26 protein-coding genes are annotated in these 26,474 nt (G+C 75.0%); 8 read left to right on the top strand and 18 right to left on the bottom strand.

Going from position 1 to position 26,474, the window contains the following annotated elements:
* Position 1: 1 nt before the first annotated feature.
* From ACI79R_RS16875 to ACI79R_RS16845, 7 genes are all read right to left on the bottom strand, one after another.
* Positions 2-466, bottom strand: coding sequence for an AAA family ATPase (locus tag ACI79R_RS16875; RefSeq protein WP_456574805.1), 465 nt, complete (start codon positions 464-466; stop codon positions 2-4).
* Entirely contained in the window at positions 463-1,824 is a 1,362-nt protein-coding gene (locus ACI79R_RS16870) for an AI-2E family transporter (protein ID WP_456574804.1), read from the bottom strand. The genes ACI79R_RS16875 and ACI79R_RS16870 overlap by 4 nt, the downstream gene beginning before the upstream one ends.
* A 169-nt stretch (positions 1,825-1,993) precedes the next feature.
* On the bottom strand, positions 1,994-2,401 hold the full coding sequence (locus ACI79R_RS16865) for an ankyrin repeat domain-containing protein (RefSeq protein WP_456574803.1): 408 nt from the start codon (positions 2,399-2,401) through the stop codon (positions 1,994-1,996).
* Positions 2,398-3,159, bottom strand: coding sequence for a dienelactone hydrolase family protein (locus ACI79R_RS16860; RefSeq protein WP_456574802.1), 762 nt, complete (start codon positions 3,157-3,159; stop codon positions 2,398-2,400). Before ACI79R_RS16860 ends, ACI79R_RS16865 begins: the two co-directional genes overlap by 4 nt.
* A gap of 34 nt (positions 3,160-3,193) precedes the next feature.
* Positions 3,194-3,751, bottom strand: coding sequence for a hypothetical protein (locus tag ACI79R_RS16855; protein WP_456574801.1), 558 nt, complete (start codon positions 3,749-3,751; stop codon positions 3,194-3,196).
* 70 nt (positions 3,752-3,821) lie between these two features.
* Entirely contained in the window at positions 3,822-4,409 is a 588-nt protein-coding gene (locus ACI79R_RS16850; protein ID WP_456574800.1) for a hypothetical protein, read from the bottom strand.
* A 68-nt stretch (positions 4,410-4,477) separates the two neighbouring features.
* Positions 4,478-4,945 (bottom strand): PPOX class F420-dependent oxidoreductase, encoded by a 468-nt coding sequence (locus ACI79R_RS16845; RefSeq protein WP_456574799.1) that lies wholly within the window; start codon positions 4,943-4,945, stop codon positions 4,478-4,480.
* Positions 4,946-5,015: 70 nt separating this feature from the next.
* Here ACI79R_RS16845 and ACI79R_RS16840 point away from each other — a divergent pair, with 70 nt between their 5' ends.
* Both ACI79R_RS16840 and ACI79R_RS16835 read left to right on the top strand, forming a co-directional pair.
* Positions 5,016-6,308: an AI-2E family transporter gene (locus ACI79R_RS16840; protein ID WP_456574798.1), complete on the top strand. Its 1,293-nt coding sequence runs from the start codon at positions 5,016-5,018 to the stop codon at positions 6,306-6,308.
* An 89-nt stretch (positions 6,309-6,397) separates the two neighbouring features.
* Positions 6,398-7,360, top strand: coding sequence for a proteasome assembly chaperone family protein (locus ACI79R_RS16835; RefSeq protein WP_456574797.1), 963 nt, complete (start codon positions 6,398-6,400; stop codon positions 7,358-7,360).
* Positions 7,361-7,378: 18 nt separating this feature from the next.
* On the opposite strand, the gene ACI79R_RS16830 is transcribed toward ACI79R_RS16835, so the two are convergent.
* From ACI79R_RS16830 to ACI79R_RS16800, 7 genes are all read right to left on the bottom strand, one after another.
* Positions 7,379-8,707 carry an MFS transporter gene (locus tag ACI79R_RS16830; RefSeq protein WP_456574796.1) on the bottom strand — a complete coding sequence of 443 codons (1,329 nt, stop codon included), beginning with the start codon at positions 8,705-8,707 and terminating at the stop codon, positions 7,379-7,381.
* Positions 8,708-8,952: 245 nt separating this feature from the next.
* The gene (locus ACI79R_RS16825; RefSeq protein WP_456574795.1) at positions 8,953-10,617 is read right to left on the bottom strand and encodes a catalase; all 1,665 of its coding nucleotides are present in this window, start codon (positions 10,615-10,617) and stop codon (positions 8,953-8,955) included.
* A 491-nt stretch (positions 10,618-11,108) separates the two neighbouring features.
* Positions 11,109-11,990, bottom strand: coding sequence for a formyltetrahydrofolate deformylase (purU, locus tag ACI79R_RS16820; RefSeq protein WP_456574794.1), 882 nt, complete (start codon positions 11,988-11,990; stop codon positions 11,109-11,111).
* A 52-nt stretch (positions 11,991-12,042) separates the two neighbouring features.
* Entirely contained in the window at positions 12,043-12,963 is a 921-nt protein-coding gene (ligD, locus tag ACI79R_RS16815; protein ID WP_456574793.1) for a non-homologous end-joining DNA ligase, read from the bottom strand.
* Positions 12,964-13,000: 37 nt separating this feature from the next.
* Positions 13,001-14,464, bottom strand: a complete 1,464-nt coding sequence (gene ligD / locus ACI79R_RS16810; protein WP_456574792.1) for a non-homologous end-joining DNA ligase — start codon at positions 14,462-14,464, stop codon at positions 13,001-13,003.
* Between the two features lies 1 nt (position 14,465).
* The gene (gene ku, locus ACI79R_RS16805; RefSeq protein WP_456574791.1) at positions 14,466-15,521 is read right to left on the bottom strand and encodes a non-homologous end joining protein Ku; all 1,056 of its coding nucleotides are present in this window, start codon (positions 15,519-15,521) and stop codon (positions 14,466-14,468) included.
* 128 nt (positions 15,522-15,649) lie between these two features.
* Positions 15,650-16,228 (bottom strand): DUF1360 domain-containing protein, encoded by a 579-nt coding sequence (locus ACI79R_RS16800; RefSeq protein ID WP_456574790.1) that lies wholly within the window; start codon positions 16,226-16,228, stop codon positions 15,650-15,652.
* A gap of 168 nt (positions 16,229-16,396) precedes the next feature.
* Here ACI79R_RS16800 and ACI79R_RS16795 point away from each other — a divergent pair, with 168 nt between their 5' ends.
* Both ACI79R_RS16795 and ACI79R_RS16790 read left to right on the top strand, forming a co-directional pair.
* Positions 16,397-16,810, top strand: coding sequence for a hypothetical protein (locus ACI79R_RS16795; RefSeq protein ID WP_456574789.1), 414 nt, complete (start codon positions 16,397-16,399; stop codon positions 16,808-16,810).
* A gap of 281 nt (positions 16,811-17,091) precedes the next feature.
* Positions 17,092-17,490, top strand: a complete 399-nt coding sequence (locus ACI79R_RS16790) for an STAS domain-containing protein (RefSeq protein WP_456574788.1) — start codon at positions 17,092-17,094, stop codon at positions 17,488-17,490.
* Positions 17,491-17,591: 101 nt separating this feature from the next.
* Here the strand turns inward: ACI79R_RS16790 and ACI79R_RS16785 are convergent, their stop codons facing one another.
* Both ACI79R_RS16785 and ACI79R_RS16780 read right to left on the bottom strand, forming a co-directional pair.
* Complete coding sequence (locus ACI79R_RS16785) at positions 17,592-18,614, bottom strand: DNA topoisomerase IB (protein ID WP_456574787.1); 1,023 nt, start codon at positions 18,612-18,614, stop codon at positions 17,592-17,594.
* Between the two features lie 59 nt (positions 18,615-18,673).
* Positions 18,674-20,443 carry a SpoIIE family protein phosphatase gene (locus ACI79R_RS16780; RefSeq protein WP_456574786.1) on the bottom strand — a complete coding sequence of 590 codons (1,770 nt, stop codon included), beginning with the start codon at positions 20,441-20,443 and terminating at the stop codon, positions 18,674-18,676.
* A gap of 314 nt (positions 20,444-20,757) precedes the next feature.
* Here ACI79R_RS16780 and ACI79R_RS16775 point away from each other — a divergent pair, with 314 nt between their 5' ends.
* Positions 20,758-21,255 (top strand): ATP-binding protein, encoded by a 498-nt coding sequence (locus ACI79R_RS16775; RefSeq protein ID WP_456574785.1) that lies wholly within the window; start codon positions 20,758-20,760, stop codon positions 21,253-21,255.
* Positions 21,252-22,238 (top strand): RNA polymerase sigma factor SigF, encoded by a 987-nt coding sequence (locus ACI79R_RS16770; protein WP_456574784.1) that lies wholly within the window; start codon positions 21,252-21,254, stop codon positions 22,236-22,238. Before ACI79R_RS16775 ends, ACI79R_RS16770 begins: the two co-directional genes overlap by 4 nt.
* A 55-nt stretch (positions 22,239-22,293) precedes the next feature.
* Here ACI79R_RS16770 and ACI79R_RS16765 read toward each other — a convergent pair whose 3' ends face one another.
* Positions 22,294-23,511: an SPFH domain-containing protein gene (locus ACI79R_RS16765; protein ID WP_456574783.1), complete on the bottom strand. Its 1,218-nt coding sequence runs from the start codon at positions 23,509-23,511 to the stop codon at positions 22,294-22,296.
* Between the two features lie 81 nt (positions 23,512-23,592).
* On the bottom strand, positions 23,593-24,036 hold the full coding sequence (locus ACI79R_RS16760) for an NfeD family protein (RefSeq protein WP_456574782.1): 444 nt from the start codon (positions 24,034-24,036) through the stop codon (positions 23,593-23,595).
* Between the two features lie 120 nt (positions 24,037-24,156).
* Here ACI79R_RS16760 and ACI79R_RS16755 point away from each other — a divergent pair, with 120 nt between their 5' ends.
* Together ACI79R_RS16755 and argG are read left to right on the top strand one after the other, a co-directional pair.
* Positions 24,157-24,891 (top strand): hypothetical protein, encoded by a 735-nt coding sequence (locus ACI79R_RS16755; protein WP_456574781.1) that lies wholly within the window; start codon positions 24,157-24,159, stop codon positions 24,889-24,891.
* A gap of 53 nt (positions 24,892-24,944) precedes the next feature.
* Positions 24,945-26,393, top strand: coding sequence for an argininosuccinate synthase (gene argG / locus ACI79R_RS16750; protein ID WP_456574780.1), 1,449 nt, complete (start codon positions 24,945-24,947; stop codon positions 26,391-26,393).
* Positions 26,394-26,474 lie beyond the last annotated feature (81 nt).

The raw sequence follows: 26,474 nt of genomic DNA, 5'->3' as shown, positions 1-26,474 counted from the left end.
TCTACCGCACCGGGGCGCCGGGCACCGACACGGCCCGCGTCCGGACGACGTCCACCCGGTCGAAGCCCTCCCCCGTCGACGGCGGCACGAACCGGGCCCGGGTGGCCGCCAGCCCGACCTCCGGCACCCGCGCCCGGCCCTCGCGGGCGTCGTTGCGCGCCCGGCAGGTCTCCGGCGGCGTGTCCACCCACACCGCGCGCACCGGCACCCCGGCCGCGCGGGCGGCGGCGACCAGCGCCGCGCGGTCCTCGGGTGCCGGGTTGGTGTTGTCGACGACGACGCTGCGCCCCTCGGCGAGCAGCTGCGCCACCACCCGCTGCTGGCGGGCCTCGCGGCGGCGGGCGCGCGGCCAGTGGTCCTTGCTGACGACCGCGTGGGTGCCGGCCAGGTGCGTGGCCACCCAGGTGGTCTTGCCGGCCCCCTGCAGCCCGACCATGACCACCAGTTCCTGCGCCGGCCCGGTCACCCCTCCGCGGTCTCCTCCGGCGGCCGCTCCGCCGCCGACCGCCGGTGCGGCCGGGGCACGTGCAGCGCGCGCACCGAGGCCAGCGCGGCCCGGCGGGCCTGGGCGCGCTGCCGGGCCCGGCTGGTCCGCGGCGCGCGCGGTTCCTCGCGCAGCAGCGCGTCGAGCCAGTGCCCGCGCGGGTCGACGTCCACCAGCAGGGCCTTGACCAGCAGGGTCAGCGGGATGGCGAGCAGGGCCCCCAGCGCGCCGAGCACCCAGCCCCAGAACAGCAGCGCGAGGAAGGTGACGGTCATCGACAGGCCGACCGAGTCGCCGACGAACCGCGGCTGGATCAGCGTCTGGACGACGAAGTTGAGCACCGAGTAGACGATGACGATGACCCAGAACTCGGTCCACCCGCCGGCCAGCAGGCCGAGCAGCGCCGGCGGCACCAGGCCCAGGACGAAGCCGATGTTGGGCACGTAGTTGGTGATGAACGACAGCAGGCCCCACAGCAGCGGGAGCGGCACGTCGAGGATCGCCAGGGCGATCGTGTCGCCGATCGCCACGACGAACCCGAAGACCGTGCTCACCAGCAGGTAGCTGCGGGTGCCGCGGGCGAACAGGCCCAGGGCGATCGGCAGGTGCGGGCGCTCGGCGGCGATCAGGCCCAGCCGCTTGCCGAAGCCGCCGCTCTCGATGGCGAGGAAGACCAGCGCGGACAGCAGGAGCAGCAGCGTGGTGGCAGCGTCGGTGAGGCTGGCGAGCAGGCCGGTGGCCACGCCGACCAGCTGCCCGTAGTCGATCTGGGCGACGAGGTCGGACAGCTGGCCGGAGACCACCCCGGCGTCGTTGAGGTCGGCCTGCACCGATCGCAGCAGGTCGTTGAACTGCGGCGCGTAGTCCGGCAGCAGCGCGGCCAGCTGGGCGATCGACAGCACCAGCAGCGCGACGAAGGACAGCAGCACCGTCCAGACGAGCACCAGCAGCACGGTGGCGCTCAGCCAGCGGGGCACGCCGTGCCGCAGCAGCCAGCGCTGCACCGGCATCAGCGCGACGACGATCACCAGCGCCAGCAGCACCGGCGCGATCAGCCAGGCGATCGACCGGACGCCGGCCAGCGCGATGGTCGCGGCGGCGCCGCCGACCAGCAGCACCAGCCAGCGCGGCAGGCCGGCCGAGCCCGCCGCGACGTCCCCGGGGCCGACGACGACCTCACCGGCGCCCGGCGGGGCCGGCTCGGCGGCGTCGGCCGGCGGATCGGCCGCCTCCTGCTCGAGCGCCGTGTCGACCTCCGCCACCCCGGCGGGAGTGAGCCGGGAGGCGCCGCTGCCGCGAGCGGGTCGTCCGGGAGCGGGCAGGTCGGGGTGTGCGACCACCGGCGGCGCTCCTCAGCCGGCCCGGGCGGCGCGGCGGCGCGCCCCCCGGACGTCGTCCCGGACCAGCGGCATCCCGGTGTCCCCCCATGCGCTCGACGGTGCCCGGCATCGCCGTCGCGAGGACGCCGGCGCTGCTCGGCGTCCAGGGTGGCACGACCGGCCGCGGTGGTCAGGCCGACCCGGCGTCCAGGAGCGCGGACATCTCGGGCAGCTCGAAGAAGACCGCGGTCTCCCGCGCCGAGGGCCCGCCCGCGTCGGGGTCGGCGCCGGCGCCGAGCAGGAGGCGCACCGTCTCGGCGGACCGCCGGAACACCGCGGCGGCCAGCGCCGTCTGCCCGCGGTCGTTGACCCGGCCGACGTCGGCGCCCCGGGCCAGCAGCGCCGCGACCGTGCCCGGGTGGTCGTGGTACGCGGCCAGGAGCAGCAGGGTGTCGCCCTTCTCGTTGGTCAGGTTCGGCGGCACGCCGGCGTCGACGTAGGCCGCGAGCTCCTCGGTGGCGCCGCCGCGGGCCAGGTCGAAGACCCGGCGCGCCAGCTCGAGGACCCCGGGGTCGATCCCGCCCGCCGGCCCGGTCATCCGGGAGCGTCCCCGGCCACCCGGTCCAGGAGTCCGAGCACGTGGCGCCACGCGTCGGCCGAGGCGTCGGCCCAGTCGGCCGCGGCGCGGTCGAAGAACGAGTGCGGCGCCCCGTCGTAGACGGCCGTCTCGACGTCCGCCCCGGCGGCGCGCATGGCATCGGCGAGGGCGAGCTGCTCCTCGACCGGGGTGGCGGCATCGGCGCCGGCGATGACCATCAGCGTCGGCAGGTGCGCCCGGCCGGCGGCCTCGCCGACCATCGCGGGGCGGCCGTAGAAGCCGGCGCAGCCGGCCAGGTCCAGCCGGCCGCCGGCCTGCCGCCAGGAGTGGCTGCCCCCGAAGCAGAAGCCGACCGTGACCACCGGCAGGTCGGGCCGGGTCCGCTCGCGCAGGTAGGCGATGGCCGCCGCGAGGTCGGCGTCGATCCCGGCCGCGGTGGTCTGCGGGATGTGCGTCTGCCAGTCGAAGTCCTGGTCGCGGGTGCCGCTGTCCGGCACGCCGGCGGTGCGGCCGAACCAGTCGATGGCGACGGCGGGCACCCCGGCCTCGGCAAACCGCTCGGTCAGCGCGACGTAGTAGGGGTGCAGCCCGCGGATGTCGGGCAGGACGACGACGCCCGCGCGCGCCTCGCCGGCGGGGGCGGCGTAGGCCGCGGCGAACGCGGTGGCGTCGGCCGCCACGAGGGTGAGCAGGCCGCGCTCGGCGACGTCCGCGCGCTGCGGCGGCGCGGGGGGCCGGCTGTCGGGGTCGTGGCACATGGCGTCCTGCCTACCAGGGGCCGGCCCGGCCCGCTCAGTCGTCGGCGGGGCTGCCGGCGGCCTCGCTGGCGGCCGCCGGCCGGCCGCCGAACACCTGCGCGGCCACCTCCCGGCGCACCTCGGACAGCCACACGTGCTGCTTGTCGGCCTGGGCGACCAGCCGGTCCAACAGGGCCGCGTCCAGGCGGGGCTCGACCTCGGCGAGCGCGCGCAGCGTCTCGAACCCCGCCCGCTTGGCCAGCACCGCGGTGGCGATGAACTCGAACTCCACCAGGTCCGACAGCGGCGAGCGGGAGAAGAGCCGGCCGTTGAGCTTGGCCCGCGACAGCTTCTCGGCCACCCAGGTGCCGAGCTGCTTGTACTGGCGCACCGGCAGCCCGAGCGCCCGGGTCTGGGCCAGCAGCGCGGATTTCTCCTCGCGGAGCTCGCCCAGCAGTTCCTCGAGCCGCGGCTCGTACGCCGTTCCCCGGTGGACCCCGATCATCCGGCTGGTGAGCTCGATGCCACCGGTGGCCGCGGCGATGTGGTCGTTGCAGTAGATGCCGAGCAACTCGGCATTGCGGGGAGCGCCGTTCGGGGACGACTCGGACACGGGACCTCCAGACGGCGGGGCTCGGACCTGCCCATTCTCGCCGCGGGAGCAGCCGGGCGCGCGCCGGGCGTCAGCCGCCGGCGCGGGCCAGCAGCCGGGCGGCGGTCGGCCGCAGCTCCCGCTCCAGCTCCCAGCCCGCGGCGGCCAGCCGCTGGCCGACCGCCTGCCGGGTGATGCCGAGCTCGGCGGCCGCGGCCGACTGGGTCCGGCCGTCGGCCACGAGGGCGATCGCCGCCCAGGCCGGCTCGCTGCGCCGGGCGACGAGGGTGGCCAGGGCGCCGAGCACCGCCTGGGCGTCGGCCGCCTCGGCCGGGACGGCGCCGCGGACGGCGAGCCGGGGGGTGCGCCGCCGGGCGGCGTCGACGGCGCGGCGGGCGGCGAGCAGCGCGGGCGCCGGGCCGCCGCGCGCGGCGCCGTCGGGTGCGGCGCCGTCCCCGAGCGCACCGGCGCCCACGCCGATCACCCAGCCACCGTCCCGGATCAGCGCGAGCACCGCGTCGACCACCGCGGCGGGGTCGTCGAGCACGGCGGTCGCCTCGTCCCGGTCGGGGGCGTCCTCGGGGGCGGCGGGCACGAGGGCCAGCCGGCGCAGGCCGTCGGCGGGGCCGCGACCGGCGGCGGCGCCGCCCTCGGCGCGCAGGCCCAGCACGTACGGCACGGCGCGAGCCTGGCGCCCACCGCGCGGCAGGGCAAGCCCCCTGCCTTGTCGCGGCGTGTCAGGGAGGGTCAGAGCCGGGCGGCGACCTCGGCCGGGAACCCGCCGGTGGCCACCGGCCCCCAGCGGGTGACGGTGATCCGCAGCAGCGACTTGCCCTGCCGGGCCATCGCCGCCCGGTACTCGTCCCAGTCGGGGTGCTCCCCGCTGATCGAGCGGAAGTACTCGACCAGCGGCTCCAGCGCCTCGGGGAGGTCCAGCACCTCCGCCGTCCCGTCGACCTGCACCCAGGGGCCGTCCCAGTCGTCGGACAGGAAGCACAGCGAGACGGCGGGGTCGCGGCGGGCGTTGGCCACCTTGGCCCGCTGCGGATAGGTGGAGACGACGACCCGGCCCTCGGCGTCGATGCCGCAGGTCACCGGCGACATCTGGGGGGTGCCGTCCGAGCGGCGGGTGAGCAGCACGGCCTTGTGGCGGGGGCGGAGGAAATCGAGCAGCGCCGCCCGGTCGACCCGGTCGGCGGTGGCGGTACGCGGCATGTCCCGACGCTAGCCGCGCGCTCCGCTGTGCCGCGCGGTGTGACCAGGGGATCTGTGCTGCGATGGGTCCATGAGCCTGCTCCCCTCCCGCCGCCGGGACGCCGCACCGGCCGGGGACCGGACCCCGCACGGCGCCACCGAGGCCGCGCCGGCCGTGACCGCCGCGCCCGCTCCCGCCGCCGACCGCGGCGCCAAGGTGCGCCGCGGCATGCGGACGCTGGCCTCCGTCTCCGCGGAACTGGTGCTCATCACCCTCGCGGTGATCATCGTGGGGTACGTGCTCGGCAAGCTCTGGGTGGTCATCCTGCCGATCGTCCTGGGGCTGCTCATCGCCACGGTGCTCTGGCCGCCCACCCGCTTCCTGCGGCGGCACGGCTGGCCGCCGGCGCTGGCCGCGTCGGTGGTCCTGCTGCTGGGCCTCGGCGTCTTCGGCGGCATCATCGCCGCGATCGCCCCCTCGGTCGTCGACCAGGTGGGCGAGCTCGCCACCCAGGCCGCCGGCGGCCTGGAGGAGGTTCAGCAGTGGCTGCAGGGCCCGCCGTTCAACATCGGCGAGGACCAGATCGGCCAGGCGGTCGACAACGCGATCAACTCGCTGCAGGACAACGCCAGCAACATCGCCGGCTACGCCGTCACCGGTGCCACCGCCGTCGGCAACGGGCTGATCAACCTGGTGCTCGCGCTGCTGCTGTGCTTCTTCTTCCTCAAGGACGGGCCGCGCTGGGTGCCGTGGCTGGCCGCGCAGACCGGCCCGCGCGCCGCTCCGCACGTGGCCGCGCTGTCGGACAAGGCGTGGTCGACGCTGTCGGAGTTCATCCGCCAGCAGGCGATCGTGGGCTTCATCGACGCCTTCTTCATCGGCATCGGGCTGTGGATCCTCGACGTCCCGCTGGTGCTCCCGCTGGCCGTGCTCACCTTCTTCGGCGCGTTCATCCCGATCATCGGTGCCTTCGTGGCCGGCGCCTTCGCCGTCCTCATCGCGCTGGTCGACCAGGGCTGGACGACGGCGCTGATCGTGCTCGGCATCGTGCTGCTGGTGCAGCAGATCGAGGGCAACGTGCTCCAGCCGATCATCCAGGGCCGCGGCTTCAACCTGCACGCCGCGGTGGTCATCCTCGCCGTCACCGCCGGCGGCAGCCTGGCCGGCATCACCGGGGCCTTCCTCGGCGTGCCGGTGGCCGCGCTGATCGCGGTCACCTACCGCTACGTCCGCGACGAGCTGGACGGCCGGTCACCGGAGCTGACCGACGACGGCGTCCGAGCCGCGGTCACCGGCGACGCCCACGGCGCGGAGCTGACGGGGCAGGCGACCGCCGCTCCGGAGGACCGCGGGCCGGCTCCGGAGGAGGACGCCGGGCGGTGAGGCGCCCCCGCAGGTGATCATGGGAATGCCCGCGGGGCGGCGCGGGCTGCACCCGTCGACGTCCCGCACCACCGAGGAGAGGCGCGATCGTGGCACCGCGACCCGAAGAGCTCGTCGAGCTGCTGCCGGAGGCCGAGCCGTTCCTGACCCGGGAGGCCGACCTCGCCCAGCACGCCGACCCCGCCGAGCACCGCCGGGGGCTGGTCCTCGTGCACGACCTGGCCGGGGAGTTCGACGCCGCGCACGCCGCGGCCCTGGCCGGGGCGCACCTGCTGGCCAGCCTGCCGCACGAGGTGATCGCGCGGTTCGACGTCGACAGCCTGGTCGACTACCGCGCCCACCGGCCCCGGATGACCTTCACCGGCGACCGCTACTCCGACGTCACCGCGCCGGAGATCGTCGTCTACGCCCTGGAGGACGACGCCGGCGAGCCGTTCCTGCTGCTGCACGGCTCCGAGCCCGACTTCGCCTGGGAGCGGTTCGTCGCCGCCGTGGGGTCGCTGATCGAGCGGCTGGGCGTGACGTCGGTGGTGGCGCTGCAGGCGATCCCCATGCCGGTGCCGCACACCCGTCCGGTCACGGTCACCGCGCACGCCACGCGGCGGCAGCTCATCGAGGGCTATCCCGTGTACTGGGGCGAGATGCGCATCCCCGGCAGCGTCGGCGCGCTGCTGGAGCTGCGGATGGGCGAGGCCGGCGTGGACGCCTACGGCGTGGCCGCGCACGTGCCGCACTACCTCGCCCAGGCCACCTTCCCGGCGGCGTCGGTGACCCTGCTGGAGCACCTCGGCCGGCTGACCGGGCTGCACCTGCCCACCGAGTCGCTGCGCGAGGCCGCCGAGGCCAACCGCACCGAGATCGACGAGCAGATCGGCCGCTCCAGCGAGAACACCGCGGTGGTCGCGGCGCTGGAGCAGCAGTACGACCAGTTCACGGCCGCGCACGCCGACGGCGGCCTGCTCGGCAGCCGCGGCGAGGTGCCCAGCGGCGAGGAGATCGCCGACGAGTTCGAGCGGTTCCTCATCGAGCAGGAGCGCCGCCGGGGCGAGTGACCCCGGCGGCACCCCCGCTCAGCGGGCCGCCGCGCCGGTGGTCGTGCGGGTGGCGCGGGCGGCGACCAGCGCCACGGCGCCCAGCGCGCCGACCACCGCGAACAGGTAGAAGCCCCACGGGAAGGCCACCCCCGCGCTGACCAGCAACCCGGCGACCACCGGGCCGACGATGGCGCCGATCCGGCCGGCGCCGGCCGACCACCCCAGCGCGGTGGCGCGCACCTGCGGCGGGTGGTTGCCGCTGACGAACGCGTAGACCAGCACCTGGGCGCTGAAGACGAAGCAGCCGGTGAGGAACACCATCAGGTAGATGCCGGCGATCGGCAGCTTGATCGACAGCAGCGCGAGGAAGACCGCCGCCGCGGCGAACCAGGCGATGCCCGCCGGGCGGGCGCCCAGCCGGTCGGCGACCGCCCCGGCAACCAGCAGGCCGGCGACGGCGCCGACGTTGAGCACGGTGAGGAAGGCCAGCTGGGCGCCGAGGTCGTAGCCGGCCTCGCGCATGATCGTGGGCAGCCAGTTGTTCAGGCCGTAGACCAGCAGCAGGCCCATGAACGAGGTGACGCCGATGACCACGGTGTTGCGCAGGTAGCCGCCGGCGAACAGCGTGCGGACCGTCGCCACCGCTCCGCCCGCGCCGGTCTCGCCGGCGTGCGGTGCGACGCGGTCGTCCGGGGTCTCGAGGGTCAGCCCGTAGCGCGCGGCGACCTCCTCGGCCTCGGCGCGGCGGCCGTGCGCCATGAGGAAGGCCGCCGACTCGGGCAGGTGGCGCAGCATCAGCGGCAGCAGGACCACGATGGGCAGCGCGCCGATGACGAACATCCAGCGCCAGCCCAGGGGCTCGACGACCAGGATGCCCAGGGCGGCGGTCGCGACCGCGCCCACGTGGTAGCCGGTCATCATCGTGGTGGTGGCCCGCCCGCCGCGGGCCGCCGAGCTGAACTCGTTGACCATCGCGATCGCCGTCGGCAGGCAGCCGCCCAGCCCGAGGCCCGCGAGGAAGCGCAGGATGCCGAAGACCCACGGGTTCGGCGCCAGCGCGCACAGCAGGGTGAGCACCGAGAACGACGTGACGGCGGCGATCAGCGCCAGCCGGCGGCCGAGCAGGTCGGTGAGCGTGCCGATGGCCAGCGCGCCGAGCATCATGCCGATCAGCCCGACGGTGATGAGCAGGTTGGCCCCGCCCTCCCCCAGGTCCCACTCGGCCTGGAAGCCGGACTTGGTCGTGGGCACGACCACGAGGTCGAAGCCGTCGAGCAGGACGGCGATCCAGCACAGCGGCGCGACCCAGCCGGCCGCGCGCGCCGCCGTCCCGGGTCCGCCGCCGGTACGGGCGGTCGAGGTCATCGGGTTCCTCCGGGTCACAGGTGACGTTCCGGCCTGCAGTACGCACGCCGGCGGCCGGCCAATCGCCGCCTCCCGCCCAGCGGAAGAGCACCCCGCTCGAGCTCGCCGCCCAGGGGATCAGGGTCCCTGATCCCCTGGCGTCCTCCCCGGCGGTGCACGGCCCGGGAGGACCCTGCGCGGTCGGGGAGGACGACGACGGGCCGCGACCGGGGGTCCGGTCGCGGCCCGCCGCGGGACGTCCGGCGTCAGCCGGCGACGGCGACCCGCTCGTTCGGCACGCAGTGCGTCATCCGCAGGCCCGTGACGTCGCGGGGCCCGTTCTTGCCCAGGTTCGCCGCCCGCGCCAGCTCGGCCTCCGTCAGGGTCTGCGTCTGCAGCGGCTCCAGCCCCCGGACGTCGTCGGCACTGATGCCGAGGCCGTCGCCGACCCGCTGGCCCAGCTCGTCGTCGCACATGTAGAAGTGCCAGACCATCCGCTCCTGGACCGCCCGGACCGCCTGGCCGATGTTGTCGACCAGGTTGGTCACCAGGTCGTCCTTCTCCCACTGCTCCAGCAGCTGGTAGCGCTGCCCGGCCTGGGTGTAGTCGTCGGTCCGCGGGATGCGCGCCCGGGTGAGCCGGCCGGTGATGGTCGGCCCGATCTCGTCGGTGGACGGCGCCTGGGCCTCGCGCAGGCCGCCGGTGATCGACGGCTCGTAGTTCACGTGCGGGTTCTGCCCCGGGCCCAGGTCCACGCCGTACGACATCTGCCCGCCGCGCTGGTTGGTGTGCACCGCCGCGCCCTTGGCCGAGTTGACCGGCAGCTGCAGGTAGTTGGGGCCCACCCGGTAGCGCTGGGTGTCGGAGTAGGAGAACGTGCGGCCGACCAGCATCTTGTCGTCGGAGAACTCCAGCCCGTCGACGAGGACCCCGGTGCCGAAGGCGCTCTGCTCGTTCTCGTTGTGGTGGTCGGTGACGTTGCGGTTCAGCGTCATGGTGCCGACGAGCCGGGGCTCGAAGTCGTTCTCCGGCCACACCTTGGTGTCGTCCAGCGGGTCGAAGTCCAGCTCGGGGTGCTCGTCGTCGCTCATGAGCTGGACGTAGAGGTCCCACTGCGGGAAGTCGCCGTTCTCGATGGCCTCGTAGAGGTCCTTCGAGGCGTGCCCGAGGTCGTCGGCCTGGATCGCCGCGGCGTCGGCGGCCGTGAGGCTCTTGACGCCCTGCCGGGGCAGCCAGTGGTACTTGACCAGGTGCGTCTGCCCGTCGGCGTTGACCCACCGGTAGGTGTTCACGCCGAAGCCCTGCATGTGCCGGTAGTCCGACGGGATGCCCCGGGGGCTGAACAGGTTGACCAGCATGTGCATGGCCTCGGGGGTCTGCGACATGAAGTCGAAGATCCGGGCCGGCTCCTGCCGGAAGGTCACCGGGTCGGGCTTGAGCGAGTGGATGACGTCGGGGAACTTGATCGCGTCGCGGATGAAGAAGACCGCGAGGTTGTTGCCGACGAGGTCCCAGTTGCCGTCCTCGGTGTACATCTTCACCGCGAAGCCGCGCGGATCGCGGGCGGCCTCCGAGGAGTCGCGGCCGCCGATCACCGTGGAGAACCGGATGGCCAGGTCGGTCTTCTTGCCGGGAGTGTTCAGGAACTTCGCGCGGGTGTAGCGCTCGATCGGCTCGTCGCCCCACGTCCCGGTGGCCTCGAACTCGCCATAGGCGACGAAGCCGCGCGCGTGCACCACGCGCTCCGGGATCCGCTCCCGGTCGAAGTGGCTGATCTTCTCGAGGAACTGGTAGTTCTCCAGCGTGGCCGGGCCACGCGCGCCCACCGTCCGCTGGTTCTGGTTGTCGTAGACCGGGTGACCCTGACGGTTGGTCAGGACGGCGCGGTCGGCCTCGCTCGCGGCGGTGCCCTGGGATGCGACGTCGGTCATGCTGTGCTCCTCCTCGTGGTGGTGCTCGCGACCGCGCACGGGTCCTCCGGCGGCCGCGGCTCCCTGGCACGGAGCCGCGGGGACGATCGCGTCGGGCACCCCGCCGCGGACGGCCGCTCAGGTGGTGCCCCTCGGGACCCACTCAACCACTTGTCTTGAACTAGTCAAATCAAGACGTGGGGCGTGCGGGGCTGCTCCGCACACGATCAGGTGCCCTGATCGTGCCGGGTCCTCCCGGGCGGCGCACGGCGAGGGAGGACCCCGGGCGGTCGGGGAGGACGGCGCCCGCGCCCGTGCCCGGGCAAGGAAGGAGCGGCGGCTGCCCACACGATCAGGTGCCCTGATCATGTGGGGTCCTCCCCGGCGGCGCACGGCGAGGGAGGATCCCGGGCGGCCAGGGAGGACGGCGCCCGCGGCGGACCCAGGACGGACGCCGCCCGCGGCGAAGCAGGACGGACGCCGCCCGGGAGCGGACGGACGCCGCCCCGCGCTCAGGCGAAGACGATCGTGCGGTCGCCCTCCACGATCACGCGGTCCTCCACGTGCCAGGTCACCGCCTGGGCCAGCACCTGCCGCTCGACGTAGCGGCCCACCCGGCGCATGTCCTCGACGGTGGCGCGGTGGTCGACCCGCGCCACCTCCTGCTCGATGATCGGCCCGGCGTCCAGCTCCGGCGTCACGTAGTGCGCGGTCGCGCCGATCAGCTTCACCCCGCGGTCGTGGGCCGCCTGGTACGGGTTCGCGCCGACGAACGCCGGCAGGAAGCTGTGGTGGATGTTGATCAGCCGCTCGGGGAAGCGGCTGCAGAAGTCGGCGGAGACGATCTGCATGTAGCGGGCCAGCACCACCAGGTCGGCGTCCCCCACCAGCTCCAGGGCGCGGGCCTCGGCCTCGGCCTTGGTCTCCGGCGTCACCGGCACGTGGTGGAACGGGATGCCGGCCGCCCGGGCGACCGGCTCGAGGTCGGGGTGGTTGGAGATGACCGCGGTGATGTCGGCCCGCAGGTCACCGGCGCGCACCCGGTAGATCAGCTCCTGCAGCACGTGGTCGGTCTTGCTGACGAACACCGCCACCGTCGGCCGGTGCGCGGCCTCGGCCAGCCGCCAGGTCATCCCCCACTGCCGCGCCAGCAGGTCCAGCGCCCCCTCCAGCTGGTGCCGGCGGCCGGCGAGCTCGGGGAGGACGAACTCCAGCCGCAGCGTGAAGACGCCGCCGGTCGGGTCCGACGAGTGCTGCTGCGACTCGGTGATGTTGGCCCCGACGTCGGCGAGCAGGCGGGAGAGGACGGCGACGATCCCCGGGCGGTCGGGGCAGCGGACGACCAGCCGGCCGACATCAGTGGCGCGGGGGTCGGTCGAGGCGGGGCTGGACACCCCGGAATGGTGCCAAGGGCGCCCTCCCCGCCGGTCGGCAGGGGTCCTGCCCTCAGACGGCGGGCAGCGGCGCGCGCACCCGGTCGGCGATGTCGAACAGGTCGCCGTAGTCCTCCACCCGCTCCAGCACCTCCTCGGTGCGGAACCGCAGCAGCCCCGGGTCCGCCCCGTCGCGGACGGCGTCCACCTCGTCCCACCCGATCGGCGTCGAGACCGTCGCGTCCGGCCGGGCGCGCAGCGAGTACGGCGCGACCGTCGTCTTGGCCGGGTTGTTCTGGCTCCAGTCGATGAGCACCTTGCCCGGGCGCAGCACCTTCTCCATGCGCCACACCACCTGGTCCGGCGTCTCGGCCGACAGCTCCTGCGCCAGCGCCTTGGCGTACCGGCTGGGGTGCTCCCGGTCGCTCACCCGGATCGGCGCGTAGACCTGCATGCCCTTGGAGCCCGACGTCTTCACCACCGGGTCCAGGCCGTCGGCGACCAGCCGCTCGCGCAGCCGCTCGGCCACCGCGCAGCACTCGGCGATCCCCGCGTTGGGTCCGGGGTCGAGGTCCAGCACCAGCAGGTCGGGCAGCGTCGGCTGCCGCCGGCTGCCCACCTGCCACTGGGGCACGTGCAGCTCCAGCGCCGCGAGGTTGGCCGCCCAGGCGAGATCGGCGACGGTCTCCAGGATGACCATGTCGAGGGTCTCCCGGCCCCGGGAGCTGCCGGGGCTCGGGATGGTCACCCGGCGCACCCAGTCCGGGGCGTGCCGGGCGCTGTTCTTCTCGAAGAAGGCCTGCCCCTCCACCCCGTCGGGCCAGCGGGTGAAGGTGACCGGCCGCCCGGACAGGTGCGGCAGCAGCACCGGGGCGATCCGGACGTAGTAGTCGATCACCTGCGCCTTGGTGAACGAGACCTCCGGGAACAGCACCTTGTCGAGGTTGGAGACCTCCAGCTGCCGCCCGTCGACGCGCACCCGCTGCCGGCTCATGGCCGCTCCCCTGCCCGCGCGGGCGCCCCGCGACGCCTCACCACTCGAGGACCACCTCATCGGGGTCCAGGTCGTCGCGCAGACCGCGCCACGACGGATGCCGCATGCGCCCGTCGGCGGTCCACGCCGCGAACGCCACCTCGCCGACCAGGTCCGGCTCCACCCAGTGCGCGTCGCGGGTCACCTCGCGCGGCAGCGCGTCCTCGAACGGCGTCCGCCGGCGGGCGGTGAACAGCCCGGCCAGCTCCTGCAGGTCCGCCGTCGTGAACCCGGTGCCGACGTGCCCGGCGTAGACCAGCCGGCCCTCGTCGTCGTGCACGCCGACCAGCAGCGAACCCACCATCCCGGTCCGGCGCCCCTGGCCGGGCCGCCACCCGCCGACGACGACGCTCTGCGTGCGGACGTTCTTCACCTTGCGCCAGTCGGGGCTGCGCACGCCCGGCCGGTACGGCGAGTCCAGCCGCTTGGCGACCACGCCCTCCAGCCCGTTGTCGCGGCTGGCGGCGTGCACGTCGGCGCCGCCGCCGCGGAACCACGGCGTGGCCACCCACCGGTGCCCCGCCGCGCCGAGGGCGTCGAGCCGGTCGCGGCGCTGCTCGTAGGGCAGCTCCAGCAGGCTCTCCCCGTCCAGGGCGAGCAGGTCGAAGACCAGGTAGGTCACCGGCGCGGCGGCGGCCATCCGGTGCACCTCGGGGCCGGTGCGGTGCATGCGCCCCTGCAGCGCGCCGAAGTCGGGGCGGCCCTGCGCGTCCATCGCGACGACCTCGCCGTCGATGACCGCCTCGCGCGCCCGCAGCGCGTCCGGCAGGCGACCCAGTTCGGGATAACGGTCGGTGATCTCGGTGCCGCTGCGCGCCCACAGCGACACCGCGCCGGACGACACCGCGGCCACCGCGCGGACGCCGTCCCACTTGAACTCGTAGCCCCACTGCGCGTCCTCGGCGGGCGGGGGCAGCTCGCCGGCGGTGGCCAGCATCGGCGAGGGCACGGTGGCGCCGGCCGGCGCCGGGTCGAGCTTGCGGACGTTCCAGGTGCCGTCGGCCAGCCGGAAGAGCACGTACCGACCGCGCAGCCGGCGGCCGTCGAAGACGACGGTGACGTGGTCGTCGGCCCACTTCTCGGTGGCGTAGCGGCCGGCGTCCCAGATGGTGACCTCGCCGCCGCCGTACTCGCCGGCCGCGATGGTGCCGGAGAAGCCGGCGTACTCCAGCGGGTGGTCCTCCGTGGGGACGGCGAGCCGGCTCGGCCCGGTCGTGGTCGGCGGGCCCTTGGGCACCGCCCAGCCCTTGAGCACCCCGCCGCGCTCGAGCCGCAGGTCCCAGTGCACCCGCTCGCCCGAGCCGCGGGGGGTGTGGTGCTCCTGGACGACGAAGGTGTCGTCCCCGCCCGCGGGCAGCGGCCGGCCGGCGGGCGGCACGGGCTCGGCCGTGCGCGCGGGGTCGCGCTTCGCGCGGTACTCGGCGAGGGGGTCGGGCCGACCGCCGCGGGGGCGGGCCGGCACGTCAGGCGCTGCGGCGGGCGCGCTTGGCCGGCGGCTTCTCGCCGGCCGCCGCCGTCTTCTCGGCCGCCGTCGCCCTCTTCGCGGGGGCCTTCTTCGCGGGGGTCTTCTTCTCCGCGGCCGCCGTCTTCTTGGCCGGGGTCTTCGCCGCGGGGGCCTTGCGGGCGGTGCGCTTGGCCGGCGGGGCCTCGTCGGCGTCGTCGTCCTCGGCGGCGGGCGCCGTCCTCTTCGCCGCGGTGGCCTTGCGGGCCGGGGCCCGCTTCGCCGGCGGCCCGTCGTCCTCGGCGCCGCCGCGGGCCCGCTCGACGCTGCGCCGCAGGGCGCTCATGAGGTCGACGACGGCCGCGCCCGGATCGGCGGTCTCGGGCACCGGCTGCACGTCCCCGCCGCTCTGCTTGGCCTCCAGCAGCGCGGTCATGGCCTCGCGGTAGTCGTCGGTGAACTCGCCGGGGTCGAAGTCGCCGGTCATCGAGCCGATGAGCGCCTCGGCCATCTGCAGCTCCTGCGGCCGGACGGTGACGTCCTCGTCGAGGAATGCGAAGTCCGGACGGCGGATCTCGTCGGGCCAGCGCATCGTGTGCAGCACCAGGACGCCGTCGCGGACCCGCATCGCCGCGAGGGACTCGCGCTGCCGCAGCGCGATCTTGGTGATCGCCACCTGGCCGGCGTTGGTCAGCGCGTCGCGCAGCAGCACGTAGGGCCGGGTGGCCGGGCCGTCGGGCTCCAGGTAGTAGGTCTTCTCGAAGTGGATCGGGTCGATCTCCTCCTGGTCGACGAACTGCAGCACCTCGATCTCGCGCCGCGTCGACAGCGGCAGGTCCTCGAAGTCCTCGTCGGTCAGGATCACCAGCTGGCCGTCGGGCAGCTCGTAGCCCTTGGCGATCTCGGAGTACTCGACCTCCTCGCCGTCGATCGAGCAGACCCGCTTGTACTTGATCCGCCCGCCGTCGACGGCGTGCACCTGGTGGAACCGGATGTCCTTGTCCTCGGTCGCCGAGTACAGCTTCACCCCGATGCTGACCAGCCCGAAGGAGACCGCGCCCCGCCAGATCGACCGCACGACGTGCCCTCCCACCACCGGCTGTCCAAGATCCGCAGGATAGGGGCGGTCCGGGGTCCACGGCAGGTCGGCGGCGGCGGCTGTCCCCCGTCCGGGGTGGCCGCGAGCGCGCCGCGCGGGACGACCGGTCAGTCGACGCCCTGGGGCTCCTCGCGCGGCGCCGGCTCCAGCCCGCCGCTCTGGATGGCGTCGTAGACGAACTGCAGGACGTCCGAGCCGGCCACCATCGTCATGGTCAGCGCCGCCATCCGGGTCGCCCGCGGAGCGGTGACGTAGCCGAACACGAAGCCGGTGGCCACCCACTGCGCCAGGCAGAACGGGCAGGTCAGCAGCTCCCCCACCGCGTGCTTGACGCCGCCGTGCTCGCGCACCTCCTCGGCCACCTCGGCGTGCCCGGAGGGCCCCTGGAAGGCGGTGAAGGGCGCGCGGATCGGGCTGGTCACCGGGTCCTTGGCGATCCGCCGGGCCAGCCGGAAGGTGGCCACGGTCAGCAGTGCCGCGTCACCGAGCGGGATGCGGCTGGGCAGCTCGCGCCCCGAGGCGCGCACCGCGGCGGCCGCCGTGGAGACCAGGCCCAGGTACACCCCCATCGCGCCGAGGTCGCCGGCCAGCGGGCGGGGCTCCCCCTGGGTGTACTCGCGCTTCTGGGTCCGGGCCCACTGCCGCAGCGGGGCGCCGATCCTCTGGACCTGGTCGGGGAGTGCCATGCGCCCGCCGCTACCCGCCCGGCGGCCCGGCCATGCCGCTCCGGGCGTGCCGCCGGTGTCACGCATGGCTGCCTGGGGGCCGGGTAGGCGGGAGGGCAGTCCACGGCCGGGCACCCGGCCGTCCGTCCCCGATCCCGCGCGCCCGTCGCGCACCAGGAGGTCCCGCACATGACGCAGCCCGAGGGTCAGACCGCCCGCGACGTCCACCCCGAGGACGAGGGCATCCCCGAGGTCTCCCAGGACGACTCGCCCACCCAGACCTGGAACGAGGACCCGGAGTTCGCCCCGCTGCCCGGCGAGCGTCCGGGCGCCTCCACCGACTTCGGCACGACGGCGTTCGAGCAGAGCGAGGGCGAGTCCCTCAGCGGCCGGCTGGACCGCGAGGAGCCCGACGTCCAGCCCGGCGTCCGCGCCGCCGAGGACCCGCAGCGGGCCACCCTGCAGCTGGAGCAGGACACCTCCACCAGCCCGTACAGCGACTCCGGCACCAACACCACCGCCGACGACATCGAGGCCACCGCCGACGCGCCGGCCGGCGGGGAGGGCCCCGAGGAGGCCGCCGTCCACATGATCGACCCCTGACCGGGCGACCGCCGCACACGCAGCGCCACCGTCCCGCCCGGAGGCCGCCCACCCGGGTGTTGCCCTCCGGGCGGGTTGGCGCGTCGTGATCCGGTTGTCTACGTTGTAAGCGCGGTTGAGCAGGCAGCCGCGCCCCGTGCGAGCCGGACGCCTGTCCGGGTTCGCCTGGGGAGATGTCCATCCGGCCGCGTGACCGGGGGCGACGACGCCGGCGGGCCGCACAGCGGTATGTTGGCCGGGCGGTCGTGCCTCCCGGCACCGCCGTGGAGAGGAGCTCGTCCGTGACCACATCCGACCTGCCCGCCGAGGGGCAGTCCGACGTGTCGACCGAGGGCACGGAGGCACCCTTCGACGACGTGATCACCCTGTCCACCTCCACCGGGGCGGACGGCGCGGTCACGGTGACGGTCGTGGGTGAGGTGGACACGTTCACCGCCCCGGTGCTGCGGTCCTCCCTCGACACCCAGCTGGAGCAGCAGCCCAAGGAGCTGGTCATCGACCTCTCGGGCGTGCAGTTCCTCGGCTCCGCCGGCCTGGCCGTCCTCGTCGAGACCCAGAAGTCGGCCCGCGCCCGCGAGGTCGAACTCCGGCTCATCGCCACCACCCGCGCGGTCACCCGGCCGCTCGAGGTGACCGGCCTGATCGACCTGTTCACGATCGTGGACGGCAGCGCTCGCTGATGACGGACCCCCTGCCCCCCACCGCTCGCTAGCTCGCGGCGGGTCCCTGCAGGGGGCCTCATCGACGAAGGGCCCCGCCGACCGGCGGGGCCCTTCGTCGTTCAGGCCGACAGCAGCTGGCACACCGCCTGCTCCAGCACGCGCTGGGCGGTCCGGTCGTCGGGTGCCTCGGCCGCCTCCGGCAGCACCGGGGCGATCGTCTCGCCGTGCTCGTACCGGTCGACCACCCGCGGGTCGACGTAGCTGGCCTTGCAGACCGCCGGGGTGTTGCCGAGGGTCTCCGACACCCGCTCGTAGGCCTGCTTGAGCACCCGCTTGCGCGCCGACTTCGTGCCCGGCGGCGGAGCCTCGGCCAGCATGGCGGCCATCAGCACGGTGGCGTTCCAGGTGCGGAAGTCCTTGGCGGTGAGCTCCGCGCCGCTGATCTCCTTCAGGTAGGCGTTGATCTCGCTGCTCGTGACGTCGTGCCAGATCCGCCCGCCGCCGGCCGGGTCCTCCACCCAGTAGCCCAGCAGCTCCTCCCCCGTGCCGGCCGGCCGCTTGAGCAGCTCGCGGACGACGTCGGCGGTGGGCCGGTCGGTCAGCTCGAGCTCCCGGTCGATGCCGCCCTTCGCCGTGTAGGCGAAGAACACCTGCTCGCCGCGCACCCGCACGTGCTCCTTGCGCAGCGTCGCCAGGCCGTAGGTGCCGTTGTCCTCGGCGTACTGCTCGCTGCCGACGCGGAAGGCGCCGAGGTCCAGCAGCCGGACCGCGGCCGCCAGCACCCGGTCGCGGGTCAGCCCCGACCCCGTCACGGCGGACACGACCGTGTCCCGCACGTCGGGCAGCTGGTGGGCGATCTCCAGCACCCGCTCGTGCTTCTCGGCGTCCCGCCGGGCGCGCCAGGCGTCGTGGTAGCGGTACTGCCGCCGGCCGGCGGCGTCCACGCCGGTGGCCTGGATGTGCCCGTTGGGCCACGGGCAGATCCAGACGTCCTTCCAGGCCGGCGGGATGGCCAGGCCCCGGATCCGGTCGAGCCGGTCGTCCTTGATCAGCGACCCGTCGACGTCGTAGTAGGCGAACCCCCGTCCGGCCCGCTTGCGCCGGTAGCCGGGGCCGTGCACGTCACTGCGCCGCAGTCTCACGCCCGGAGGATGGGCACCGGAGCCGTTCCCCAAACCGCCCGGCGGGCGCGTTCCCCGGATCAGCGGAGGTCGACCAGGCCCCCGAGGCCGCTGATCTCCAGGATGTGCCGCGTGACACCGCCGTCGGGCGCGTGCACGACCAGCCGCCATCCCTCCTCGCCGGCGATGCGGGCCATGGCCAGCACCACCCGCACCGCCGCGCTGCTGAACAGCGTCACCGCGGTGAGGTCCAGCTCGACCCGCCCGGTGCCCCCGTGGCTGGCCTCCAGCAGCCGGATCCGCATCTGCTCGGCGCTGACCAGGTCGACGGCGCCGTCGACCCGCACCACCGGCCGCTCCCCCGCCCGGTCGACGACGACCGATGCGCCGGCGACCCCGCCCTGCTGCTCGGCGACCTCCTCCGGCGTGCGGCGCAGCCGCATGCTGAGGGTGACCGTGGTGCCGTGCTCGCCCTGCAGCACGACGCCGTCGACCAGCTGCCGCATGATCAGCAGACCCCGGCCGCGGCTGCCCGGATCGCGGTCCGGCGGGCGCCAGGTGCCCTCGTCCCGCACCACCACGGTGAGCACGCCGTCGGGGTCGACGGTGGCGGACACGTGCATGAGCCCGGGCTCCTGCCCGCGGTAGGCGTGCTCGGCGGAGTTGGCGCAGGCCTCCCCCACCGCGACCATCACGCCGACGCGGTCCTGCTCGCCCATGCCGAGGTCGGTCAGCCAGGCGGAGAGCCGGCGGCGCACCTGCGGCAGCGACGAGGGGACGGCGGGGAGGTCGAGCACCAGGGGCTGCGGGGTCACGGCGAGCCGGTGGGCCACCAGGACGGCGATGTCGTCGGGCCGGCCGTCGGAGGTCAGCAGCCCCTCGGCGACCGCGGCCGCCAGCCCCGCCGACGCCTCGCCCTCCAGCGCGCCGGGGACGGCGAGCACCGACCGGGTGACCTCGGCCAGCCGGGTCAGCCCCTGCGTCGGGGGCGGCCCCGACGCGGTGACCGCGCCGTCGGAGAACAGCACCAGGGTGGCGCCGCAGTCGAGGACGCCGGTGGCGACCTCGGTCGGCGTGCCGGGCACCGTGCCCAGGGGCGGGCGGGGGGTCAGCGGGAGGAAGGCGCTGCTGCCGTCGGCCTGCACCACCAGCGGCGCGGGGTGCCCGGCCGCGGCGTAGGTGAGGGTGCCGGTGTCGGACTCCAGCACGCCGTAGAAGACCGACGCGCCCTCGACGTCCTCCATCTGGGCGGCGAAGTCGTCGAGCGCGGCGAGCACCGTGGCCGGGGACGGATCGCGCTGGGCGATCGAGCGCATCGCGCCGCGCAGCCGGCTCATCGCCCCCGCGGCGGGCACGCCGTGGCCGACCGCGTCGCCGACGACCAGCGCCAGCCGCCCGGCGCCCAGGACGACGGCGTCGTACCAGTCACCGCCCGCGGCGCGCACCGAGCTGGCCCGGTGGTAGCTGCCGGAGAGCCGGATGTCGGGCAGGAGCGGCAGCGCCGGGGGCAGCAGCGAGTGCTGCACCTGGTCGACCAGCTCCCCTCCGGACGTCGCGGCGGCCGCCGATCCGCCGTCGGCCTCCACGACGACGAGGACCCCGCGCCGGCCGCCGACGTCGACCGGCTGGAGCAGCACGGTGGCCGCCGGGCCGTCGTCGCCGAGAGCGCCGCAGAGGGACTCCGTGCGACCGGTGCGCAGGACCGTGTCGGCGAGCTCGGCCACCGGCCGCCCGTCGACGACCGGCAGGTCGCCGGAGTCGGTGCCCATCCGGCGGGCGCGGGCGTTGGCCCAGACCGGTGCCAGATCGGGCCCGGCCAGGCAGAGGATCGCCGCCGGTGCGCTCTCCATGGCAGCCACCAGCAGCGCCGGGCCCCCGTCCGAGACGGCGTGGTGCCCCCGCGACGTCGTCCCTCTGCTCGTGTCCATCCCTGGCCAGTTCACCGCAGGCCCTCCGGGTCAGCAACCGCGCCCACTCCTCGCGGCTCCGGGGTTTGGCCGGCCGGGCGTCCGGGTATCGCAGCCCGTCGGCGCAGCGCCATGGCCGCCCGGTCCGGGTCGCGGTGCGCCGCCGCCCCGCACGGGTCGGGCAGGATGGACGGCCGGACGCCGACCGCACGACGCGGCCGGTGGCGGCCGAGCAGACGATGAGGAGCGGACGACGGATGGTGGACTCGAGGGGTGCCCTCGCGCAGGACGGGCGCCGCGCGGAACGGCTGGAACTGCGGGTGCCCGCCACTCCCACCCAGCTGCCCGCCGTGCGCGCGATGGCCGGCGACCTGGCCATGCGGATGGACTACGACCTCGACTCGGTGGAGGACCTCCGGCTGGCCGTCGACGAGGCCTGCGCGACGCTGGCCGCGATCGCCGCGGCCGACCAGCCGCTGACCGTGGTCTTCGAGACCACCCGCACGGGGCTGCACATCGACGCCTGGGTGCCGACCGCCGAGGGCACCGACGTGCCGCGTGACGGCTTCGGCTGGGCGGTGCTGCACACGCTGGTGGACAACGTGGACGCCCGCCCCGCCACGCAGTCCCAGGTACCGGCCGGCGACGGCTCCGGCAGCGCCGTCGCCGTCATCTCCATGGACAAGTACCTACCGGGCCAGCACCCCGGTTCCGCCGTCGGCGGGTCGGGTCAGAGCCTCACGGTCCCGCGGTGAGCCGGGCAGCCACCCACCGCACGCCTGCCGGGGAGGACGCGCTGCACGACGAGGAGCCCCGGGGCGAGGAGTCCCGGGCCGAGGACGCCGTGACCGGGGAGACGACCGAGCCCGCTGCCGGTGAGCCGGCGGACGTGGACGAGGTCGCCGACGACGAGGACGACGTGGACGTCGCCGCCGTCCCCAGCCCGCGCACGCCCGAGGACGCGCCCCCGGTGTCGGACAACCGCCGCCGCGCCGAGCGCACCGCGCCGCTGTTCGCCGAGCTCGCCTCGCTGGACAAGGACGATCCGCGCCGCGAGCGGCTGCGGGAGATCCTCGTCGAGGAGCACCTGCCCCTCGTGCGGCACTTCGCGCGGCGGTTCAGCAACCGCGGGGAGCCCTTCGACGACCTGCTGCAGGTGGGCACCCTCGGCCTGATCGCGGCGATCGACCGGTTCGACCCGACGCGCGGCGTGGAGTTCCTCTCCTTCGCCGTCCCGACGATCACCGGCGAGATCAAGCGGCACTTCCGCGACCAGGGCTGGTCGGTGCGCGTGCCGCGGCGGCTGCAGGAGCTGCACCTGTCGCTGAACTCCGCGGTCGGCGAGCTGGCGCAGAAGAACGGCCGGGCCCCGACGCCCAGCGAGCTCGCCGAGCACCTGGGCATCCCGCGGGCCGAGGTGCTGGAGGGGCTGGCGGTCGCCAACGCCTACCGCAGCAGCTCGCTGGACGAGCGGCTCTCGGGCGAGGACGACTCCCCCACCCTGGCGGCGACCCTCGGCGAGGAGGACGCCGCGCTCGAGGGCGTGGAGTACCGGGAGTCGCTGCAGCCGCTGCTGGCCACCATCCCGGCCCGCGAGCGCCGCATCCTCATCCTGCGGTTCTTCGGCAACATGACCCAGTCGCAGATCGCCGCCGACATCGGCATCTCGCAGATGCACGTGTCGCGGCTGCTCAGCCAGACCCTGGCCAAGCTGCGCGAGGGCCTGCTCAAGGACTGAGACGCACGAGGGGCGGGGCGGAGACGACGATCTCCACCCCGCCCCTCGTCGTTCCTCAGGCCGGCGGCTGCCCGTTCTGCTGCGGCGGGGCCTGCCGGCCGGCGGCCGGGCCGGCCACCTCGTCGGTCGCGGCCTGCGCCAGCGACGTCGTCGGCGGCATCTCCGGGCTCGGCACCGCCGGCGCGGCGTCGGCGAGGCTCGACAGCTCGATCCGGGCCTCCGGCTGCGCGGCGGCCGGCGGCAGCTGCGACTCGAACCAGCCGCTGGTGTCCATCTCCGCGGTCGGCCTCGTGCCGCCGTCGGCCGAGGGCGGCACGTCCAGCCAGGACCGGCCGTCGCCGTCGCCCCCGCCGAGGCGGGACAGCCCCTCCAGCGCCTTGCTGAACTCGCTGGGCACGATCCACATCTTGTTGGCGTCGCCCTGGGCGATCTGCGGCAGCGTCTGCAGGTACTGGTAGGCCAGCAGCCCCTGGTCGGGCTTGCCGTCGTGGATGGCCTGGAAGACCGTCTCGATCGACTTCGCCTGCCCCTGCGCCTTGAGGTACAGCGCGGCGCGCTCGCCCTCGGCGCGCAGGATCCGGCTCTGCCGCTCAGCCTCGGCCTCGAGGATCGCCGACTGCTTCTTGCCCTCGGCGGTGAGGATCGCGGCCGCCTTCTGGCCCTCGGCCGTGGTGATCTGCGACTGCCGCTGGCCCTCGGCCTGCAGGATGATCGCCCGCTTGTCGCGGTCGGCGCGCATCTGCTTCTCCATGGAGTCCTGGATGGACGGCGGCGGGTCGATCGCCTTGATCTCCACGCGCGCCACCCGCAGGCCCCAGGGGCCGGTGGTGCCGTCGAGCACCGAGCGCAGCTGGCTGTTGATGCCGTCGCGGCCGGTCAGCGCACCCTCCAGGTTCAGCCCGCCGACGACGTTGCGCAGCGTCGTGGTGGTCAGCTGCTCCATGCCGGTGATGTAGTTCGCGATGCCGTACACGGCCAGCCGCGGGTCGGTCACCTGGAAGTAGACGACGGTGTCGATGCCGACCTGCAGGTTGTCGGCGGTGATCACCGGCTGCGGCGGGAACGAGATGACCTGCTCGCGCAGGTCGATGGTGGCGCGCACGCGGTCGATGAACGGCACCAGGATCGACAGGCCCGGCGACAGGGTGCGGCTGTACCGCCCCAGGCGCTCGACCACCTTCGCCTGGGCCTGGGGCACGATCGTGACGCTCTTGGCGATCACGACGATGGCGAACAGCGCGACCACGAGGATCGCGATGAGTGCGGGGGTCACGGGAGGAGCTCCCTTCGTCGGGACGTTCGGTGGTCGATCCTTCTCCTGCGACCGGTGCGGGTCACGCCCCCGGTCGGGTGGTCACTCCAGCTCGAGGGCGTCGCCGACCACCGCGGTGGCGCCGTCGACGGACAGGATGCGGACGGTGGTGCCGACGGGGAACGCCTCGCCGGTGTACTGGCTGCGGGCGGTCCACTCGTCGGCGCCGAGCCGGATCCGGCCACCGTGCCCGTCGACGGCCTGGGTGACCTTCGCGGTGCGGCCGATGATCGTGGCGACGCCGTCCAGCTGCTCGGGGGTGCGCTGGGTCAGGTGCTTCTTCGCCAGCGGGCGGACCAGGGCGAGCAGGACGGCGGCCACGGCGACGAACGCGGCGAGCTGGAGCACGACCGGCCCGCCGAGCAGCGCCACGGTCATGCCGCCGAGGGCGCCGCCGGCGAACATCAGGAGCACGAGGTCCAGGCTGGCCAGTTCTCCGGCCGCGAACAGCCCGGATGCGATCAGCCACAGCAGCCAGGGGTCCACGGGGCCACTCTGGCAGAAGGCCCCCCGCCCTCGGAACGGACGGCGATGTTCCGTATCCCGACCGTTGCCGACGCCGCGAGGCGACACAGCCTCGTCCGAGCCCCGTCATAGCCTCGTCCGGTGCACGACTTCCCCGCCGGCCGCCTCGCCGCCTGGTCCACCGCCTGGCTGTCCGGGCGCGCCTCCTACGACGACGCCCTGGCCGGGATCACCGGCGACCGGGCCCACGTGGTGACCGGCCTGCCCGGCGAGACCGGCGCGGTGCCGCTCGGGCCGGCGCTGTCGGCGCTGCGCGGCCTCGGCGAGCGGCGGCTGCGCCTGGTGCTGCCGGTTCCCGGCGACGTCCGCGGGCTGCCCGCCGTGCCCGGGCTGGCGGCCGCGGCACTGGAGGCCGGGCAGGCGGCCGTGGGCGACCGGCTGGCCTGGCTGCCGGAGGCCGGGCCCGAGGTCGTGACCTGGACCGTCGTCCCCCTGGACGGCGTCCCCCTGCCGCCGCCGCCGGTCGAGGGCACCCTGCGCGCGGCGTCCGGCGCCCTGGACCTCGCCGTCGGCGACGCGGCCCGCACGCTGGCCCGCCTGGACCTCGCGCGCTGGCACCCGGAGGTGCCGGCCCTGCTGGCCGGCCTGGCCCGGCCCGCCCCGGCGCCGGGCATGCCCGACGACACCGACCCGGTGGCGCTGTCGGTGCTCGGCCGGGCCGAGCGGCTGGCGCGCGTGCTCGACCTCGCGACGGCCGACGCACCCGGCGGCGCGGTCACGCACGGTCAGGCCGCCGCCCGCGACGCCGCGCTGCGCCCGCTGGCCGACGCCGTCCGGACGGCGGTCACCGCCGCCTACAACGCCGTCCCCCGCTGACCTCGAGGACCCCGCCTCTGCATGGTCATGCAGGGGTGTGAATAATCGATCCCGTGTCCAAGGTGCTCACGTCCCTCCCTGTCGGCGAACGCGTCGGCATCGCCTTCTCCGGCGGTCTCGACACGTCGGTCGCGGTCGCGTGGATGCGCGACAAGGGGGCGGTCCCCTGCACGTACACGGCGGACATCGGCCAGTACGACGAGCCCGACATCGCCTCGGTGCCCGGCCGCGCCTCGGCCTACGGCGCCGAGCTCGCCCGCCTGGTCGACTGCCGGGCGGCGCTGGTCGAGGAGGGCCTGGCCGCGCTGACCTGCGGCGCCTTCCACATCCGCTCCGGCGGGCGCAGCTACTTCAACACCACCCCGCTCGGCCGGGCGGTCACCGGCACGCTGCTGGTGCGGGCGATGCTCGAGGACGGCGTCCAGATCTGGGGCGACGGCTCGACCTACAAGGGCAACGACATCGAGCGGTTCTACCGCTACGGCCTGCTGGCCAACCCGGCGCTGCGGATCTACAAGCCCTGGCTGGACGCCGACTTCGTGACCGAGCTCGGCGGCCGCAAGGAGATGTCGGAGTGGCTGGTCGCGCACGGCCTGCCCTACCGCGACAGCACCGAGAAGGCCTACTCCACCGACGCCAACATCTGGGGCGCCACGCACGAGGCCAAGACCCTCGAGCACCTGGACACCGGCATCGAGAGCGTCGAGCCGATCATGGGCGTGCGGTTCTGGGACCCCGCCGTCGAGATCGCCCCCGAGGACGTCACGATCGGGTTCGAGCAGGGCCGGCCGGTGACGATCGACGGCCGCGAGTTCCCCTCCGCCGTCGACCTGGTGATGGCGGCCAACGCCATCGGGGGCCGGCACGGGCTGGGCATGTCCGACCAGATCGAGAACCGGATCATCGAGGCCAAGAGCCGCGGCATCTACGAGGCCCCGGGCATGGCGCTGCTGCACATCGCCTACGAGCGGCTGGTCAACGCCATCCACAACGAGGACACCCTCGCCACGTACCACAGCGAGGGCCGCCGGCTGGGCCGGCTGATGTACGAGGGCCGCTGGCTGGACCCCCAGGCGCTGATGCTGCGGGAGTCGCTGCAGCGCTGGGTGGGCATGGCCGTCACCGGCGAGGTCACGCTGCGGCTGCGCCGCGGGGAGGACTACTCGATCCTCGACACCTCGGGTCCGGCGTTCAGCTACCACCCCGACAAGCTGTCGATGGAGCGCACCCAGGACTCCGCGTTCGGGCCGGTGGACCGGATCGGCCAGCTCACGATGCGCAACCTCGACATCGCCGACTCGCGGGCCCGGCTGGAGCAGTACGCGCGGATCGGCATGGTCGGCGGCGCGCCGACGGCCGCGATCGGTGCGGCGCAGGCGGCGGCCACCGGCCTGATCGACGCCTCCGAGGCCGGCGGCGCCGAGACGATCGCCTCCCGCGGGCGGGTGTCGGCGCACGACGAGCTGCTCGACCGCGCCGCGATGGAGTCGGGCACCGACTAGGCGGAGTGGGGGGGGGGGGGGGGGGGGGGGGGGGGGGGGCGGGGCGGCGCGGGGGGCGCGGCGGGGGGCCCCGGCGGCGGG

It is taken from the genome of Blastococcus sp. SYSU D00820 (genome assembly GCF_054050695.1).
Note: the sequence above shows the minus strand (reverse complement) of the source record. Positions and strands in the feature narration are given on the sequence as shown.

Excerpts from the sequence above, each read along its gene's own strand:
- ACI79R_RS16830 (WP_456574796.1), bottom strand. The coding sequence starts at position 8,707 with ATGACCTCGACCGCCCGTACCGGCGGCGGACCCGGGACGGCGGCGCGC.
- ACI79R_RS16840 (WP_456574798.1), top strand. The coding sequence starts at position 5,016 with ATGAGCCTGCTCCCCTCCCGCCGCCGGGACGCCGCACCGGCCGGGGAC.
- ACI79R_RS16775 (WP_456574785.1), top strand. The coding sequence starts at position 20,758 with ATGGTGGACTCGAGGGGTGCCCTCGCGCAGGACGGGCGCCGCGCGGAA.
- ligD (WP_456574793.1), bottom strand. The coding sequence starts at position 12,963 with ATGAGCCGGCAGCGGGTGCGCGTCGACGGGCGGCAGCTGGAGGTCTCC.
- ACI79R_RS16780 (WP_456574786.1), bottom strand. The coding sequence starts at position 20,443 with ATGGAGAGCGCACCGGCGGCGATCCTCTGCCTGGCCGGGCCCGATCTG.
- ACI79R_RS16845 (WP_456574799.1), bottom strand. The coding sequence starts at position 4,945 with ATGCCGCGTACCGCCACCGCCGACCGGGTCGACCGGGCGGCGCTGCTC.
- ACI79R_RS16795 (WP_456574789.1), top strand. The coding sequence starts at position 16,397 with ATGACGCAGCCCGAGGGTCAGACCGCCCGCGACGTCCACCCCGAGGAC.
- ACI79R_RS16860 (WP_456574802.1), bottom strand. The coding sequence starts at position 3,159 with ATGTGCCACGACCCCGACAGCCGGCCCCCCGCGCCGCCGCAGCGCGCG.
- ACI79R_RS16800 (WP_456574790.1), bottom strand. The coding sequence starts at position 16,228 with ATGGCACTCCCCGACCAGGTCCAGAGGATCGGCGCCCCGCTGCGGCAG.
- ACI79R_RS16865 (WP_456574803.1), bottom strand. The coding sequence starts at position 2,401 with ATGACCGGGCCGGCGGGCGGGATCGACCCCGGGGTCCTCGAGCTGGCG.
- ACI79R_RS16825 (WP_456574795.1), bottom strand. The coding sequence starts at position 10,617 with ATGACCGACGTCGCATCCCAGGGCACCGCCGCGAGCGAGGCCGACCGC.